Below are 15,816 nucleotides of genomic sequence, written 5' to 3' on the forward strand. Positions count from 1 at the left end.
TCGTTCACAAGGAGTGCAACCGTGTTTCATCGTCTGAGTCCGTGGATCCTGGGTGCGGCCCTGCTGGGCATGGCCGGCTGTTCCGATGAAGGGGAGACCGTCGACGCCTGTGTCGACAACAAGGTCCAGAAGGTCTCCGAGAAGGAGCTGTCCAAGCGGTTGAAGGACGGCGCGTACCGCGGCACGTGCGACCTGATGGAGAACCGCGTGTCGTTTGGCGACGGTTACGTGCAGTCCATCATCCACAAGAACGCGGACGGCTCCGTGAAGGCCATTGGCGTCACCGTGGATCAGGCCGCCATGGACACGCTGCCCATGCTGCCCCACCTGCCGACGAACGACGGGCAGACGTGCTGGGACATGAACAACGACGGCGTGACGGATCCGGAGAAGGAGTGCAACGGCGGCCACGAGCGCGTGCTCTGGTTCCCCAAGATGAAGGACGTCCCCTTCCAGTGGATCATGTTCAACTGGCAGGGCCGGGGCCACGGCCCCATCGGCGCGTTCGACAAGGGGCACTTCGACCTGCACTTCTTCATGCAGGACTTCGTGACGCGTAACTTCATCCGCACCGGTCCGTGCGGCGTCTACACGGACTGCAACGACTACGCGAAGGCCATCAAGGATCCGCCGGCGCCCTTCTACCCGACGGGCTTCGAGAACCAGAAGGGCGTGTCCGCGCGCATGGGCAACCACCTGGCGGACATCGCCGAGTCGCCCTTCAACGGCGAGCCCTTCACGCAGGCGTTCGTCTACGGCGCCTACGACGGCCACATCACGTACTTCGAGACCGTCGTCGAGGGCGGCTTCGCCAAGAGCAAGCCCGCCGAGGACTGCCGCCCCATCAAGGCGCCTCCGGCGATGGAGGTCTCCGGCCTCTACCCGACGCGCTACTGCTTCCGGTACCGCGAGGACAAGAAGGACTACCTGATGACGCTCGAGGACTTCGAGTACCGCAACGCGCCCAACTAAGCGTTTCCCCCACGCGAGCGGCCGTGCCCCGGAGCGCATCCGGGAGCGGCCGCTCGTTGTTTCCTCTCCTCGCTGGAGCCTCACCGTGAAGAAGACATCCATCCTCCTGTCCTGGATGCTGCCGCTGCTCCTGTCGTTGTGGGCGGCTCCGGCCGGGGCGCACTGGGGCATGCCCGACGAGGCGAGCAGCATCAGCGTGCGCCGCGGGCACGAGGACGACTGGATCATGGGTGACGCTTCCGGCGCGCTCATCTCCCGCGACCAGGGGACGACCTGGCGGTGGATCTGCCCGGAGGGCATGGGCATCGCCATCTGGCGTCCGGAGCGCTACTTCTGGCTGTCCGGCGGGGCCATCATGGCCGCCACGGGGAGCGCGCTGATCCGCTCCGACGACAGCGGCTGCTCGTGGGCGCCGCATACCTATTTCAAAGACACGTGGGTCACCGGGTTGGCGGTGCACCCGACGGACGAGCGGTTCCTGTACGTCAGCACGGGGCGGCCGTCCCTGAACAACGGGCTGTACCGCTCCGAGGACGGCGGGGAGTCCTGGGTCCAGGCGCTGGCGCCGACGCCGGGCTCCCGCTACTCGGCCATCCGCATCGCCGCGTCGGATCCGCTGCGCCTCTACGCGTCGGGCCAGGACGCGGAAGGCCAGTTCCTGGCGCGCAGCGATGACGGCGGGCGCGTCTGGACGCGGCTGCCCCAGCCGCTCACCGCGTTGAAGCTCCCGTATGACCTGGTGCTGCTGCGCGTGAGCGACGCGTCACCGGACGTGCTGTGGGCGAAGATCTCCGCCCAGGGTCGCGACTGGCTGCTCAAGAGCACGGACGGTGGCGTCACGCTGACGTCGGTGATGGACACCTACGAGCGCATCTCCAGCGTGGAGGCGTCCCCGGACGGGCGCACGGTCTGGGTCTCCACGACGACCCGCCTCTTCCGTGGGCAGGATGACGGGCCCTTCACGGAGCTCGCGGAGCCGAACGGGAACGCCTGCGCGCTGAAGCGGAACGGGACGCTCTATGGCTGTGGTTCGGGCTGGACGGGCGGCTGGGCGTTGGCGAAGAGCGCGGACGAAGGCACGACCTGGGAGCCGATGTTCAAGCTCGGCGACGTGCAGGGCGCGCACCTGTGTCCCGCCGCGACGCCCGTGCAGCAGCGGTGTCCGGCCCTGTGGCCGCAGCTGGCGCAGCTCTACGGCGCGGCTCCGGACGGGGGCGTGGGGCCCACGCAGGACGCAGGCCCTTCCGAGCAGCCCGTGGCGCCAGCGTCCCCGGATGGTTGCGCCGCGTCGCCGGGCCTGGTGCCGGGCGCGCTCCTGGTGCTCGCGACGGTGTGGGGGCGCCGTTCCAGAAGGGACGCGCTGGCGCGGAGCCGCAGGTCATGACGGTCTCACTGCCTCGTACGAAGCGCGCTGTCGGGGCGCGGTCCTGGCTGCTGCTCGCCCTGTCGGTGGGCGTGCTCGGGGCTTGTGGTGAGACGGACATGGGGCCGGTCCAGGTGCCGGAGCTGGAGTACGGCGTCGAAGCGCCGTGGCCGGTGTCCGCGCCGCTGCCTCCCGTGGGGCCCGCCGGGCGGCTGATCATCACCAACAACCTGGAGGACACCCTCAGCCTGTTGGACCTGGACGGGATGGAGTCTCCCACCTGGGGTGAGCTGGCGCGCGTCCCGGTGGGGCTCAACCCGGTGGAGCTGGAGGGGCCGCACCACTCGGTCGTCTCGCCGGAGGGTGACTTCTATTACGTGGGCATCTCCAACTATGTGCCCGGCTCCGGATCCGGACCGCACGGGACGCATGGTTCGGGGAAGGCGGATGGCTACTGCCTCAAGCTGGACGCGGCCACCCACGCCGTCGTGGGGTCCGCGCGCGTGGATCCCAACCCGGGCGACGTCATCCTCAGCGCGGACGGGCGGACGCTCTTCCAGACGCACTTCGACCTGCTGAAGATCGCGGAGGTGGCCCGGCGGGGAGGCACGGAAGCGGAGATGGATTCACGGATGGCCATCCTCGACGCGCGGACGATGACGCGCACGGCGATGGTGCCCGTCTGTCCCGCGCCCCACGCGGTCCGGCTGTCACCGGATGGACGCCGTGCCTACGTCGCCTGCTGGTCGGACGAGGTGGCCATCGTGGACCTGGAGCAGGCGGACCGCCCGGTGAGCCGCGTGAAGGTGGCGGCCAACACCGGCACGGCCGTGCGGCCCCTTCACCAGCCCTATGCGCTCACGGTGTCGCCCACGACAGGGGCGGTGTGGGTCAGCTCGCTCGCGAGCCGCGCGGTGCAGTACCTGGATCCGGAGACGCTCACGATGGATCCCCAGCGCACGGTGTGGCTGCAGGGCGCGCCGATGTTCGGTGCCTTCACGTCCGACGGGCGCACGCTCTACATGCCGTACCAGTCGGTGGACTCCATCGCCATCATCGATGCAGCCCATCCGGAGGCGGTGCCCGGGGAGATTCCGCTGTCGCCCAGCGGCTGCCTCAACGTGCACCAGCTGATGCTGACGCCGGATGAGCGCCATGCGCTCGTGGTCTGCGAGGGCGACCACGTGGGGCCGGGCACGCTCCACGTCGTGTCGCTGGAGGAGCGGCGGGTGGTGAAGACGGTCCAGGTGGGGCTCTTCCCGGACTCGGTGGCGCTGCTGCGGAGCCGGCCATGAGGTGGCTCTGGGGGCTGGGCGCGCTGCTGGCGGGCTGTGGCGGCGCGACGCCCGCGGCGGAGTTCGGTGAGACGCTGTTCCAGGATGCCCGGCTGTCGGACAGCCAGTTCAACAGCTTCTCCTGCGCGACCTGCCACGCCACGAGCGCCATGCCCGATCCGGACCGGATGCTCGCGGGCTACCCGCTGGAGAACGTGGCGTTCCGCGAGACGTGGTGGGGCGGCTACGAGACGGACCTGCTGAGCGCGGTGAACTTCTGCTACCTGGGCTTCATGCGCGGCGTGTCCCCCCTCACGCGGGAGGATCCCAAGGCGCGGGCGCTGTACGAATACCTGGTGCGGATCAGCCCGGACGCGGACGCACCCGCGCTGCCCTTCACGGTGGTGAAGGACATCCAGGACGTGCCGGCTGGTGATGCTGGAAGGGGAGTCGCCGTGTACCGCGCCGCCTGCCAGACGTGCCATGGGGCCACGCACACAGGGGAGGGGCGGCTGACGACGTTCGCGTCGGTGTTGCCGGAGGTGACGGACGACTACGACGCGCTCTTCCCCGGCATTCCCCGGCGGCTGGTGGTCATCGAGAAGCTGCGTCATGGCAGCTTCTTCGGCGTCGGCGGCACCATGCCGCTCTACAGCCGGGAGGCCCTGTCGGACGAGGACCTGGCGGCGGTGCTCACCTTCCTGGGGTTGTGAGCGCCTCAGGCCCAGAGCGACTGCTCCAGTGAGTCGAGCAGCGCCGAGGCGACGTCGGGCGAGGGCAGTCCGGCGTCGGCGGTGAGCTCGGGGTCGAGCGGCACGGCCACCTCCGCGCGCAGCACCGCGATGGCCTGCCGCCGGGCCTCGTGGAGGACGGCCTGTGCCTCGGTGGACAGGTTGGGCGTGGCCCACGCGTCGATGTCCCAGGACAGGCCCGCGTGTCGGGTCTCATCGTCGGCGATGCGTGCCATGGCCTCGCGGATTTCCGCGTCCTCCGCGTGCAGCGCCTGATGGTGGGCCAGCAGCGCGCTGTAGGTCTCCCGCACGCACCCCTCCACGGCGTTGTCGAGCAGCACCTCGCGCAAGGACCTCAACGGCACGTCGGCCACGGAGGGCAGGGGAGGCTCGGCCCCGAAGTGACGCGCGAGCCGGGTGGTGACCTCCGCGTGCCGGACCTCGTCCTGCGCGCTGGCGAGCGCCGCGTCCTGCAACGCCTGACCCGCACCGTGCAGGGCCAGCTCCTCGCGCAGCCGGAGGAAGGCGTCGACGGACGCAGCCTCCAGCCGGGCGGCATTGGCGAACCAGGCGCCCCGGGCGTCCTCGCAGTCCTCAGCCTGTGCCTCCTGGAGTCCCACGGGCCTTCTGCCGGGATAGCAGCCCGTGTCGCCGTACTTGACCTTGAAGGCTTTGTGCTCGACCACCTCTCCCGAGGACGAGATGCGCACCGGCTTCCGGGACAGCCATGACTGCTTCTGGTCACAATCAACGCCCAGTTCCTCCAGGATCGTGAAGCCCTCGTCGGGATTGACGCCGACCCATGGCGGGGCCTCGGTGGAGGAGCAGACCTCGTAGCCGGCCGCGAATGCCAGGAGTGCGGCCTCCTCCGCCTGCTCGATGGCACCCAGCACCTGTTTGAGCGAATCCCTCGACCTGAAGATCCTCACGTCGTCGCCCCGGGTGGTCACCACGTAATAGGAGCTACACGTCGAAAGGGCGTCGCCAAGACACTTACCTCCAAAGCCTTCCATGCCTCCGTCGTCCAGCGACTGGCGCGCTTCCACACAGGCCTCTTTGTTGACGGCCGTCTCGCAAGCGTTTCCCGTGGTGAAGACGGACTGGGAGCCAGGGATTCGCTTCCTCTCGGCACGGGCTGGCTGCCCTCCACCGGGTCGTCGGGGCTTTGACGTGTCGGCGACGAGCTCCCAGGTGTACGAATACCGCCTCACCTCGACGAAGTCCGGCACGGGCACCATCCACGCCCTGTCGATTCCGGGGACCGCGTTGTAGAAGGGATATCCCTCCCTCGGAGGAGCCTCCGCGCACCGGATCCGGCGGTAGTTCGTCGCCAGCCGGCCAGCGGGCACGTCCGGCTTTACGTGCCGTTCGCCGTGGCATCCGGCAATCACAAGCGGCGTGGCCAGCGTTGCCTTCAAGGCCCTGGCGAACAGCCGCCGCAATCGCTCCGCGTTCAATGGCAACCCCCGTGTTGGCAGCCCGGCCCCTGCGCTGCCCCCAAACCCTATCAAACCGGTTCGGGACCATGCCCATGAAAAGCAGACGGGCGATGCACGCCGCAAAGCGCGCATCGCCCGTGGGAACGACCGTGGAACAGGTGCGGCCTACGCCCCCGCGTACTTGCGGCGGAACTCGTGGATCTCCGCCAGCCGGAACGTGCCCGGCTCCGGGGCAATCGCCTCCGGCGCGTCGTAGGGCAGGTTCATCAGCCGCTCGTACTCCTCCACCGACACGCGCTCGCGCTTCGCCAGCACCGTGTCCAGGTCCGCGCGGGCCATGCGCTCCGCGGCCTTCTCACCCACGACACCGGTGTAGAACTCTGCGCAGGAACCGCTGCCGTAGGACAAGAGGCCCATCCGCTGGCCCGCCAGCGCCGCGCCCTCCGCGTGCAGCTGGCCCGCGAGCGCCAGGTACAGCGACGCCGTGTAGACGTTGCCCACCCGCGCGTTCAGCCCCAGCGACTTCGCCACCTGCGCGTCGTAGCTGGCCTGCGACTTCGCCGCCTCGTCGCGCGCCTCGGGCGTGGCCGGCCCGTTGCCGGAGTCCTCCAGGTCGCACAGCCGCACCTGCGCGTGCGCCTTGCGCGCCATCTTGCAGAAGGGCACGTGGTAGAGGATGCGCGCCAGCTGCTCGCTGGGCAGCTTCGAATCCCACCGCACCAGCCCCTGCTCCATGGCGCGCTCGCGCCAGCCCCGGTACGCGCCCGCCATGGCGTCCAGGTAGCAGGTGATGGAGTAGTGACCGTCCACCAGCGCCTCGCGCCGGCCCACCGGACGCCAGAAGTCGTACACGTCCGCGGTGCTCACGCCGTTGAGCCCCACGTCCACCGCCAGCAGGTCCGGCGTCTCCGACACCAGCAGCGCCACCGCGCCGCCGCCCTGCGTGGGCTCGCCCGCCGTCTTCAGGCCGTAGCGCGCGATGTCCGTGCACACCACCAGCGCGGAGCGGCCCGCCGCCGCGCCGGACGCAATCCACTCCACCGCCGCCATCAGGCCCGCCGTGCCGCCGTAGCACGCGTGCTGCGAGTCGAACGTGCGCATGCCGCGCGGCAGCTTCAGCAGACCGTGCACGTGCGACGCGATGGGCTTGGAGTGGTCCACGCCCGTCTCCGTGCCCACGACCAGCATGCCCAGCTTGGAGGTGTCCACGCCCTGCTGCTGGATGAGCCGCGCGGCCGCCGTGGCCGCCAGCGACACGGAGTCCTCGCCCGGGTCGTTGACCGCCATCTCCTTCGCGCCCAGGCCCGCGGTGAACTTCGCCGGGTCCACGCCGCGCGCCCGCGCCAGGTCCTCGATGTCCACGTACCGCCGGGGGACCGCCACCGCCAGCGCTTCGATTCCAACCCGCTTCTTCATGGGGAGCTCCTCAAAATCAAAAGGTCACGAATCCAGACGGCCTCACGCCGCGGGGGGCACCAGCACCAGCCGGCCCGCCACTTCCCGGTTCTCCAGCCGGAAGTGCGCGCGGCCCGCGTCCGCCAGCGCCACCTCTTCCGACACGAAGGGACGGACGAGGCCCTTGGCCGTCAGCCGCAGCGACTCGTCCAGCTCCTCGCGCGTGGTCGCGTACGCGCCCAGAATCTCCAGCTCCTTCACGATGACCAGGCCCGGGTTGAGGTTCACCACCCCGGACTCCAGGTTGCCCACCACCACCACGCGTCCACCGGGCGCCATGGCCTTGAGCGTCTGCTCAAAGGTGGCGCTGCCGACGATCTCCACCGCCACGTCCACACCCTGGCCCTGCGTGCGCTTGCGCGCCTCCGACCCGAAGTCCAGGCCGCGCGAGACAATCACCTCATCCGCGCCAGCCTCCTTGAGGGCCGCGACCTTCGCCTCGCCGGACGTGATGGCGATGACGCGCGCCCCGTCCACCTTGGCCAGCTGCACGGCCGCCAGACCCACGCCGCCGCTGGCGCCCGTGATGAGCACCGTCTCACCGGCCTTCACCTTCGCCCGCGTGCGCAGCGTGTGCACGGCGGTGCCCAGCGTGCAGCACACCGTCGCGGCCACCGCCCAGGGCAGGTCGGACGGCACGCGGCCCAGGCCTCGCACCGGGGCCACCATGAACTGCGCGTAGCCGCCCTGGAGCTCCTCGCCGAAGAAGCGGTTGTCCGTCTTGCACAGGCTGTTGCGGCCGGCGAGGCACAGCGCGCACTCACCGCAGGACATGCGCTGCAGCGTCGCCGCGCGGTCGCCCACCTTCCAGCCCACCGTGTCCGGACCCACTTCCACCACCTCGCCCGCGGCCTCGTGCCCCAGGATGGCGGGCACGTGCGTGCGGGGCAGGTTGCCTCGGCGGTTGATGACGTCGTGGTAGCAGACGCCGCACGCGTGGACCTTCAGCAGCACCTCGCCCTTGCCCGGCCGGGGAATCGGCACGGTCTCCAGACGCAGGTTCTCTGCACTCCCGAACTGGCGAAGAACGACGGCTTCCATGCGGTGCCTCTTTTCCGTGTGGCTTGAAGATTGGGGAGATGTGTTTCAGCCGCCGACGAGCGCGTCGCGCAGGTTGCGGGGGTCCAGCGCGCGGATGGCCGACACCGTGCGCGCGTCCGGAAGGGAGGTGACGGGCAGCGCGTCCGGCACTGCGAACTCGAAGCCGGTCCGCTCTGCGATGCCGTCCACCGTGGCCCACGGGTGACGCGCCAACAGCCGCGCCCCACGGGGCCCGCCCAGCTCATACGTGCCCAGGTCGGAGATGAGCCGCACCGGACGGCTGGGGTCGCGCGTCGTGGCCACCTGGACCTGGGGAACGAGGTTGCGGCGCGACTGCCGGGGCACCAGCAGCACCGGGTTCTTCACCCACTGGCGCAGCGTGGCCGCGCCCGCGACACCAGGGAACTTGGTCCGCGGCTTCTCCAAGGTGCCGGACGCCGTCATGTTGGTGCGGCCCGCCGGATCCACCTCCGCCGCGCCAAAGAAGACCGTGTCCACCCGGCCGCGCCGGGCATGGTCGAACAGGTCCGCGATGCTCACCTCCGCGGACCGGCCGTCCAGGTAGCGCAGGTCCTCGGACGACGGGTACAGCTCCGGCAGCTCAGGATCCAACGAACCGACACACGCCAGGTACGTCAGCCCCGGCGCATGCGTGGCCCGGGCCACCGCGATGGCCAGGATGACCAGCGGAGACGCCACACCCGTGGCCACCACCGAGCCGTCTTCAATCTCTCGCGCCAGCAGCGACACCACCGTCTCCGCGGGCGTCGCGTCCACCGTCGTCGTCATCATGCCGCGCTCCGGGTCGCGCGCAGCGACATGAGGAAGCCCTTCGCGTCGCCCGCATCCGCCGCGGCCAGGTAGGCCGCGAGCATCGCGTCGTCATGCGGGTACTGGCCCAGGCAGCCCGTGGGCAGCGCACCGCCGGGGGCGAGCACCACGCGCTCCACCTGGAAGGCGGGGATGGTGACGCGCGACAGCTTCGGCACGCGCTCCTCCACCGTTGCGATGATCCGCTTCGCGGCGCCCGCGACGAGCAGGTCCGTGGTGGGGTCCTCGATCAGCAGGTTGCCCTTGTCGTCCGCCGCCCGGGCGTGGATGAGCGCCACGTCCGGGTAGTACGCGGGCTCCACCGGCACGCGGCGGCCCGTGAACGGATCCTCCACCGTGCGCGGCGCGTCCACCTCCGCCAGCTCCGACACGTCCGAGTCCGGCGCGGGGATGAAGGGCAGCCCCATGGACGCCGCGCGCAGCCGCTGCACCACGCGGTAGCCGTCGTGCTCGCGCCATTCAATCTCGCCCGCCTCGATGGCCCGCTTGAGGCAGGGCAGGGGACGCACGCGGTTCTCCAGCACCAGCGCGCCGAAGGGCAGCTCCACGCGCTTGAGGCACCCGCCCGCGACCAGGAACTCCGCCGGCAACGGGTTGGGCAGGGAGATGAGCTGCAGACCGCGCTTCTCCAGCGCCACCAGCTCCAGCACCAGCGCCATGGGCGCGCGGCCGAGCATGAACCCGCCAGCCGCGATCGACGCGCCGTCCGGGATGGAGGCCACCGCCTCCGACAGGGAACTCCAACGGGCGCGGTTCACTGGGGCTCTCCTCCAGAACCGGAGCTGGAACCGGAAGCGGCGCGCGGCACCATGCGCAGCGCGGGCGCGTCTTCAGCCGAAGGGGCCGGGGCGCTCACGGCCGAAGCGGCGGAGGGAAAGAGCAGCTCCACCATGCCGTCGGCGATCTGCTCCTCGGTGAGGCGCCCGTCCGGTTTGAACCACTTGTAGACCCAGAGGATCATCCCCAGGAACGAGAACGCCGCCACCGTGGGGTCCACCACGCCGCGCAGACGGCCCAGGCGGTTGGCCTCCGCGAACGCGTCCTCCAGGAAGCGCACGTAGCGCTTCTTGCGCCGGTCGATGTACTCGCGCGCTTCACCGGTGAGCGTGGCGTGCTCGTGGAGGATGATGATGACCTCCTTGCTGCGGCCGCTCGTCACGAGGTGGATGTTCTGCCGCATGCACTGGCGCAGCCGCTCCACCGGATCCGCCACAGCCTGAACGGGCGCGAGGACCTGCTCCTCGAACACGTCCATCCCGTAGTTCATGATGGCGAAGAGCAGCTGCTCCTTGTTCTGGATGTGGTGGTAGAGCCCCGCCTTGGTCATCCGGCACGCGGCGGCGATCTCCTGCATCGACGTGCCCTCGTAGCCGCGCTCGCAGATGAGCCGCGCCGCCGTCTCCAGGATGGCCCTGTACCGCTCGCCCTCGTCCGGTTTGCGCCCCGTGGGTGTCATGCGTGCCTTCCCTCGCCGGCCTGCCTGCTCCTGCCGGGCTGAAACCACCTACCGACCGGTAGGTCACTTAACCTACCGACCGGTAGGTAGCACCCGGCGACGCGGTCCGTCAACGGGCAAGTACCGGAGGGCTGGTGGGATAAAGGCTTTTGGAAACAAGGACTTGGGACCACCCAACGGGTTAGGTTGCGGGCCTCCCATGCGGTCCACGCTCCTGCCCATCCTCCTCTTGTGCGCCGCGCTGGCGAGCGTGGGGGTGGGGGTCTGGACCCTCGTGAAGCGCAGCCGGACGACCCTGGTGGAGCAGTTCGCGGGGGACCGGCAGAAGCAGTTGGACGAGGCCGTGGGCGGCGTCACGGACTCGCTGGAGGAGGTGGGCAAGAACCTGCGCTTCGCCGGCGAGCTGATGTCCCAGCCGGGGACCCTGGCGGAGCACCGCCGGGAGCTGCGCGCGCTGCTGGAGGCGGTGGGCCAGTACAAGGCCATCGCGGCGTACGACGGCGACGGCGCGGAGCGGCTGCTGCTGTTGGACCGGAAGCCGGACGCGCAGGTGTCGCGCGAGGGGCTGGTGGCGGAGATGGCCGACACGGCGCGCCGCGCGTTGCAGCGTCCGCCGGGCGACCTCACCACGTCGCCCAGCCTGGACGCGGCCAACGGCGGTTGGCTGCGCATCCTGGCCACGGCGCTGCCCGCGACGGACGGCAAGCCCGAGGGCGCGGTGGCGGTGCTGGTGGACACGGAGTCGTTCTTCGCGCCGCTGCGCATCGTCACGTCGGACCTGGAGGCGCGGATGCTGCTCGTGGGCACGCACGGCCAGCCCACGCCCGCGAGCGACCCGGCCCTGACGGAGTGGTTCGGCCGCGCGAGCCAGAAGGACTCGGGCGTGCCGGGCTTCGCGTTCCTGGTGTCCCGGCTGAAGGCCGGCGCGCGCGGCATGCTGCCCCTGTCCGAACAGGAGGCGGAGCGGCTGGGGTTGGGGCGCTCGGAGGTGGTGGCCGTCTACACGCCCATCCGCATGCGCGGCGGCAGCCACTGGGCGGTGGCGACGCTGGTGTCCACCGCGGCGCTGCGTTCGCACGAGCAGTCGCTGGTGGTGCGGCTGTTGGGCGCGGGCGCGCTGGTGGCGTTCTTCCTGGTGGCCTTCGCGGTGTACGTGGTGCTGGCGCGGCGGCGCGCGGTGGCGCTAATGGAGAGCCGCCGTCACGCGGCCCAGCTCGCCGCGCTCCATGACCGGACGCGGAAGATATTGGACCATCTGCCCACCGGCGTCCTCGCGCTGACGGAGGACGGGCGGATCAGCGCCGTCAACCAGGCCCTGCGCTCGCGCGTGCCCGGCAACGTGACGGGTGCGCCGCTGGCGTCCGCGTTCCCCAGCGCACCGGCACCGGTGGTGGAGCGGCTGTCCGCGCTGGTGGCGTCCGCGCGTCAGGAGGACCGGCCGCGCAGCCTGCTGGGCGAACCGCTGGCGCTCTTCGGCGAGGAGGGCACGTACAACCTGCACGCGGTGCCGCTGACCGCGGAGGACCCGAAGGAGGAGACGCGCGCGCTCCTGGTGGTGGAGGACCTCAGCGACGTGCGCGCGCTGGAGACGCAGCTGTTGCGCGCGGAGAAGCTGGCCACGGTGGGCGTGCTGGCGGCGGGCATCGCGCATGAAATCGGCACGCCGCTGGGCGTGGTGCGCGGCCGGGCGGAGTACGTGCAGAGCAAGCTGGGCCCCACGCATCCTCAAGGGCCGGGGCTGGGCGTCATCGTCGAGCAGATCGACCGGGTGAGCCGCACGCTGCGCCAGTTGCTGGACTTCTCCCGCCTGCAGCCCGCGATGGTGCGGCCGGTGGCGCTGGGGCCGCTTGCCCGGAGCGTGCATGAGCTGTTGCAGGTGGAGGCGGAGCGGCGGCGGGTGAGCTTGAGCGTGGACGTGCCGGAGTCGGTGCCGGCGCTGGCGGCGGACGCGGATCAGCTCCAGCAGGTGCTGCTCAACCTCACGCTCAACGCCTGTGATGCGTGCCGCGAGGGCGGCACGGTGGAGGTCTCGGCTTCCGCGCTGGTGGGCCCGGAGGAAGGCACGTGGGGCCTGGTCGCGCTCACCGTGCGCGACGACGGGTGCGGGATTCCGAAGGAGCGCCTCAACCAGGTGTTTGATCCGTTCTTCACGACGAAGAAGCGCGGGCAGGGCACGGGGCTGGGGCTGACGATGGTGGCCCACGTCGTGCGCAACCACGGCGGACGGGTGGAGCTGGAGAGCACGCCGGGGCAGGGCACCCGCGTCACCGTGCTGTGGCCGGTGGCGCGCGCTGTCCCAGAGGAACGAAATGCCGAGCGACTTGCCGTCTGACGCGCGCATCCTCGTGGTGGACGACCACGTGGAGATGGGGCGCATGCTCCAGGAGCCGCTGGCCGACGCGGGCTGGACGGTGGACCTGGCCACCGGAGGGCAGGAGGCGCTGACGCTCATCCGCTCGCGCGTGTACGACGCGGTGCTGACCGACCTGCGCATGGAGAAGGTGGACGGCCTGGACGTGCTGGACGCCGCCCGCGCGGTGGATCCGGAGCTGCCCGTGCTGCTGATGACGGCCTTCGGCGGCGTGGAGAGCGCCGTGGAGGCGATGCGCCGGGGCGCGTACCACTACTTCACCAAGCCCTTCCGCCTGGACGAGGTGCGGCTGTACCTGGGCCGCGCGCTGGAGGACCGCCGGCTGCGCACGGAGCACCGGGCGCTGAAGCAGGCGTCGCAGGAGCGTTCCGGCCTGGGCGCGCTGGTAGGCAAGAGCGCACCCATGCGCGGGCTGTACGAGCTCATCGACCGGGTGGCCCACGCGGCGGCCCCGGTGCTGCTCCGGGGCGAGAGCGGCAGCGGCAAGGAGCTGGTGGCCCGCGCGCTCCATGTCGAGGGCCCGCGCGCGTCCAACCCCTTCGTGGCCGTCAACTGCACCGCGCTGCCGGGGCCGCTGCTGGAGAGCGAGCTGTTCGGCCACGTGAAGGGCGCCTTCACCGGGGCCACGTCCGTGCGGCGCGGCTTGTTCGTGGAGGCGCACGGCGGCACGTTGTTCCTGGACGAGATTGGCGACATGCCCACGGAGCTCCAGGCGCGGCTGTTGCGCATCCTGGAGGACGGCGAGGTGCGCGCGGTGGGCTCGGACGCCAGCCGCACGGTGGATGTTCGCGTGGTGGCCGCCACGCACCAGGACCTGGAGGCGCGCGTGAGGGAAGGGCGCTTCCGTGCGGACCTCTTCTACCGGCTCAACGTCGTCACGCTGCGGGTGCCTTCGCTGAAGGAGCGCCGGGAGGACATCCCCCAACTGGTGGAGCACTTCACCGCCCGCTCCCGCGCGCGCAACCCGCGCTCCCGCGTGACGTCGCTGTCACCAGAGGTGGTGGCCGCGCTGGGCGCCATGCCCTGGCCGGGCAACGTGCGCGAGCTGGAGAACCTGGTGGAGCGGCTGGTGGTGCTCGTCCCCCGGGAGACGGTGACGCTGGAGGACCTGCGGCCCCACGCGCCGGTGCCCTCGGCGGAGGAGGCCACGCCCTTCGCCCAGGCTCAGGAGGGCGTGTGGACCCTGCGCAAGCTGGAGGGGGAGTACATCCACTGGATGGTCCAGCACTGCGGCGGGAACAAGACCCGCGCCGCGGAGCTGCTGGGCATCGATGTGTCCACCATCCATCGTCGCGAGCGGGAGCGGTGAGCGGGCTGTCTCCTCGCGCGGGCTGACAGCCGGGCGGCCGGACGAACGTCCGTGGGGGAGCCTCCGCCGGGTTGCCGCACGGGCGGCGGGGGCTCATGGAATGGGCATGCCCACGCCTCGCCCCGCCAGGACCGAAGTGTCGTGGAAGCTGCTCTTCCTCGCCTTCGCCGCCGTCGTGGGCAGCTTCTTCGTGACCAGCTGGATCGTCCAGCGATCGTCCGGGGTCATCAGCGATCTCTCGAATGAGATCATCTACAACTCGGCGCCGAGCATCGAGCACCTCGCGCTCGTCCGCAGGGCCGTGCTGGAGGCCGAGCTGGTCCTCGCCCGATTCATCAATGAGCCGATGCACCGGGGGGAGCTGGACCGGGAGCTGGAGACGGCCCTGTCGGAGGCGAGGGCGGGCATCAGCGAGTACCTGGATCTGACGGCGCTCCCGGGCGAGCAGGCGGTGAGGCGGGACGTGCAGGAGTCCTGGTCGCGCTTCGAAGCCGCGGTCAAGCAGGCCCGCACGGACGCGGCATCCGTGCGGGAGGGGGAGGAGGGGGCGCTGTTCGAACAAGAAGTCGAACCCCCGGGCCGGCGCCTCCTTGAGGACATCACGCGCTCCATCGAATGGAACGCGGTCCGGGGACGGGAGCTGGCGGAGCGCATCCGCGAAGCGCGCCGCGAAGCCGTGTGGCTGAGCACGAGCCTCCACGCGCTGTGCGGCATCCTGGCCGGGGTCGTGGCGTGGTTGCTCCATCGCGAACTGCAAGGACGCCGCGCGCTCGCGGACGCGCACACGAAGTTCGTCGAAGCGCGAGCAGAGGAGCTGGAGCAGTTCGCGGGCCGCGTCGCGCACGACATCCGCAACCCGCTGTCCTCGGCCCGGATGGCCGCCGAGCTCGGCTTGCGCAAGACCCCGGAGGAATCCTCTCGCGCGCCCTTCAAGCGCATCATCCGGAGCCTCTCACGGGCGGATGCCATCACCGGCGCGCTCCTGGACTTCGCCCGCTCCGGAGCCCGGCCGGATCCCGGTGCCCGGGCCGAACCCCGGGCGATCATCACCGACCTGCTGGGCGGCTTCGCGGTGGAGGCGGAGCAGGCCGGCATCGAGCTGCGTCACGAGCCCGTTCCGCCGGTCCTGGTGGCTTGCAGCACCGGCGTCTACCTGAGCCTGCTCGGCAACCTGATCCGCAACGCCATCAAGTACATGGGCGATGCGACGACCCGGCGGGTCACCCTCCGCGTGGAGGACACGGGGGCCTTCATTCGCACCCGCGTCAGCGACACGGGGCCGGGCATCACGCCGGAGCTCCTGCCCTCCCTGTTCGAGCCGTACTTCCGCGTCAAGGGGAGCAGCGCCATCGCCGAAGGGCTCGGGCTGGGGCTCGCGACCGTCAAGAAGCTGGTGGAAGGGCACGGGGGCCGGGTGGGTGTCACGTCCACGCGCGGGAAGGGGAGCACGTTCTGGTTCGAGCTGCCGCGGGCGGGCTCTTCCTCCTGGGACGTCTCCCCGCCGCCGCACGACGCTCCAGGCACGAGCCCCCTGAACTAGGCCCGCGTGGCAATCCGCCACGGGGGGCTGGCGG

13 protein-coding genes are annotated in these 15,816 nt (G+C 70.8%); 7 read left to right on the plus strand and 6 right to left on the minus strand.

The window, feature by feature from the left end:
* Nucleotides 1-21 precede the first annotated feature (21 nt).
* The 4 genes from D7Y15_RS14045 (at nucleotide 22) to D7Y15_RS14060 (ending at nucleotide 4,322) form a co-directional block, all read left to right on the plus strand.
* Nucleotides 22-972, plus strand: coding sequence for a hypothetical protein (locus D7Y15_RS14045; RefSeq protein WP_120577158.1), 951 nt, complete (start codon nucleotides 22-24; stop codon nucleotides 970-972).
* 85 nt (nucleotides 973-1,057) lie between these two features.
* Nucleotides 1,058-2,356, plus strand: coding sequence for a hypothetical protein (locus D7Y15_RS14050; RefSeq protein ID WP_121752900.1), 1,299 nt, complete (start codon nucleotides 1,058-1,060; stop codon nucleotides 2,354-2,356).
* Entirely contained in the window at nucleotides 2,353-3,630 is a 1,278-nt protein-coding gene (locus D7Y15_RS14055; protein ID WP_199745925.1) for a hypothetical protein, read from the plus strand. The genes D7Y15_RS14050 and D7Y15_RS14055 overlap by 4 nt, the downstream gene beginning before the upstream one ends.
* The gene (locus D7Y15_RS14060) at nucleotides 3,627-4,322 is read left to right on the plus strand and encodes a c-type cytochrome (RefSeq protein ID WP_121752901.1); all 696 of its coding nucleotides are present in this window, start codon (nucleotides 3,627-3,629) and stop codon (nucleotides 4,320-4,322) included. Before D7Y15_RS14055 ends, D7Y15_RS14060 begins: the two co-directional genes overlap by 4 nt.
* Before the next feature lie 5 nt (nucleotides 4,323-4,327).
* Here D7Y15_RS14060 and D7Y15_RS14065 read toward each other — a convergent pair whose 3' ends face one another.
* The 6 genes from D7Y15_RS14065 to D7Y15_RS14090 form a co-directional block, all read right to left on the minus strand.
* Nucleotides 4,328-5,386: a ferritin-like domain-containing protein gene (locus D7Y15_RS14065; protein ID WP_233604951.1), complete on the minus strand. Its 1,059-nt coding sequence runs from the start codon at nucleotides 5,384-5,386 to the stop codon at nucleotides 4,328-4,330.
* A 558-nt stretch (nucleotides 5,387-5,944) separates the two neighbouring features.
* Nucleotides 5,945-7,195 carry a hydroxymethylglutaryl-CoA synthase family protein gene (locus tag D7Y15_RS14070; RefSeq protein ID WP_120577162.1) on the minus strand — a complete coding sequence of 417 codons (1,251 nt, stop codon included), beginning with the start codon at nucleotides 7,193-7,195 and terminating at the stop codon, nucleotides 5,945-5,947.
* Nucleotides 7,196-7,237: 42 nt separating this feature from the next.
* Nucleotides 7,238-8,275, minus strand: coding sequence for a zinc-binding dehydrogenase (locus D7Y15_RS14075; RefSeq protein WP_121752903.1), 1,038 nt, complete (start codon nucleotides 8,273-8,275; stop codon nucleotides 7,238-7,240).
* 45 nt (nucleotides 8,276-8,320) lie between these two features.
* On the minus strand, nucleotides 8,321-9,064 hold the full coding sequence (locus D7Y15_RS14080; RefSeq protein WP_121752904.1) for a CoA-transferase subunit beta: 744 nt from the start codon (nucleotides 9,062-9,064) through the stop codon (nucleotides 8,321-8,323).
* Nucleotides 9,064-9,864: a CoA transferase subunit A gene (locus D7Y15_RS14085; protein ID WP_121752905.1), complete on the minus strand. Its 801-nt coding sequence runs from the start codon at nucleotides 9,862-9,864 to the stop codon at nucleotides 9,064-9,066. The genes D7Y15_RS14080 and D7Y15_RS14085 overlap by 1 nt, the downstream gene beginning before the upstream one ends.
* Nucleotides 9,861-10,562: a TetR/AcrR family transcriptional regulator gene (locus D7Y15_RS14090; protein ID WP_121752906.1), complete on the minus strand. Its 702-nt coding sequence runs from the start codon at nucleotides 10,560-10,562 to the stop codon at nucleotides 9,861-9,863. Before D7Y15_RS14090 ends, D7Y15_RS14085 begins: the two co-directional genes overlap by 4 nt.
* A gap of 199 nt (nucleotides 10,563-10,761) precedes the next feature.
* On the opposite strand from D7Y15_RS14090, the gene D7Y15_RS14095 reads away from it, so the two are divergent.
* From D7Y15_RS14095 to D7Y15_RS14105, 3 genes are all read left to right on the plus strand, one after another.
* On the plus strand, nucleotides 10,762-12,894 hold the full coding sequence (locus D7Y15_RS14095) for an ATP-binding protein (protein WP_120577167.1): 2,133 nt from the start codon (nucleotides 10,762-10,764) through the stop codon (nucleotides 12,892-12,894).
* Nucleotides 12,884-14,242, plus strand: coding sequence for a sigma-54 dependent transcriptional regulator (locus tag D7Y15_RS14100; RefSeq protein WP_120577169.1), 1,359 nt, complete (start codon nucleotides 12,884-12,886; stop codon nucleotides 14,240-14,242). Before D7Y15_RS14095 ends, D7Y15_RS14100 begins: the two co-directional genes overlap by 11 nt.
* A gap of 106 nt (nucleotides 14,243-14,348) precedes the next feature.
* A complete protein-coding gene (locus D7Y15_RS14105; RefSeq protein WP_121752907.1) occupies nucleotides 14,349-15,782 on the plus strand; it encodes a HAMP domain-containing sensor histidine kinase in 1,434 nt (477 codons plus the stop codon).
* Nucleotides 15,783-15,816: the final 34 nt, after the last annotated feature.

Source organism: Corallococcus sp. AB030, from assembly GCF_003668965.1.
Classification (GTDB): Bacteria; Myxococcota; Myxococcia; order Myxococcales; family Myxococcaceae; genus Corallococcus; species Corallococcus exiguus.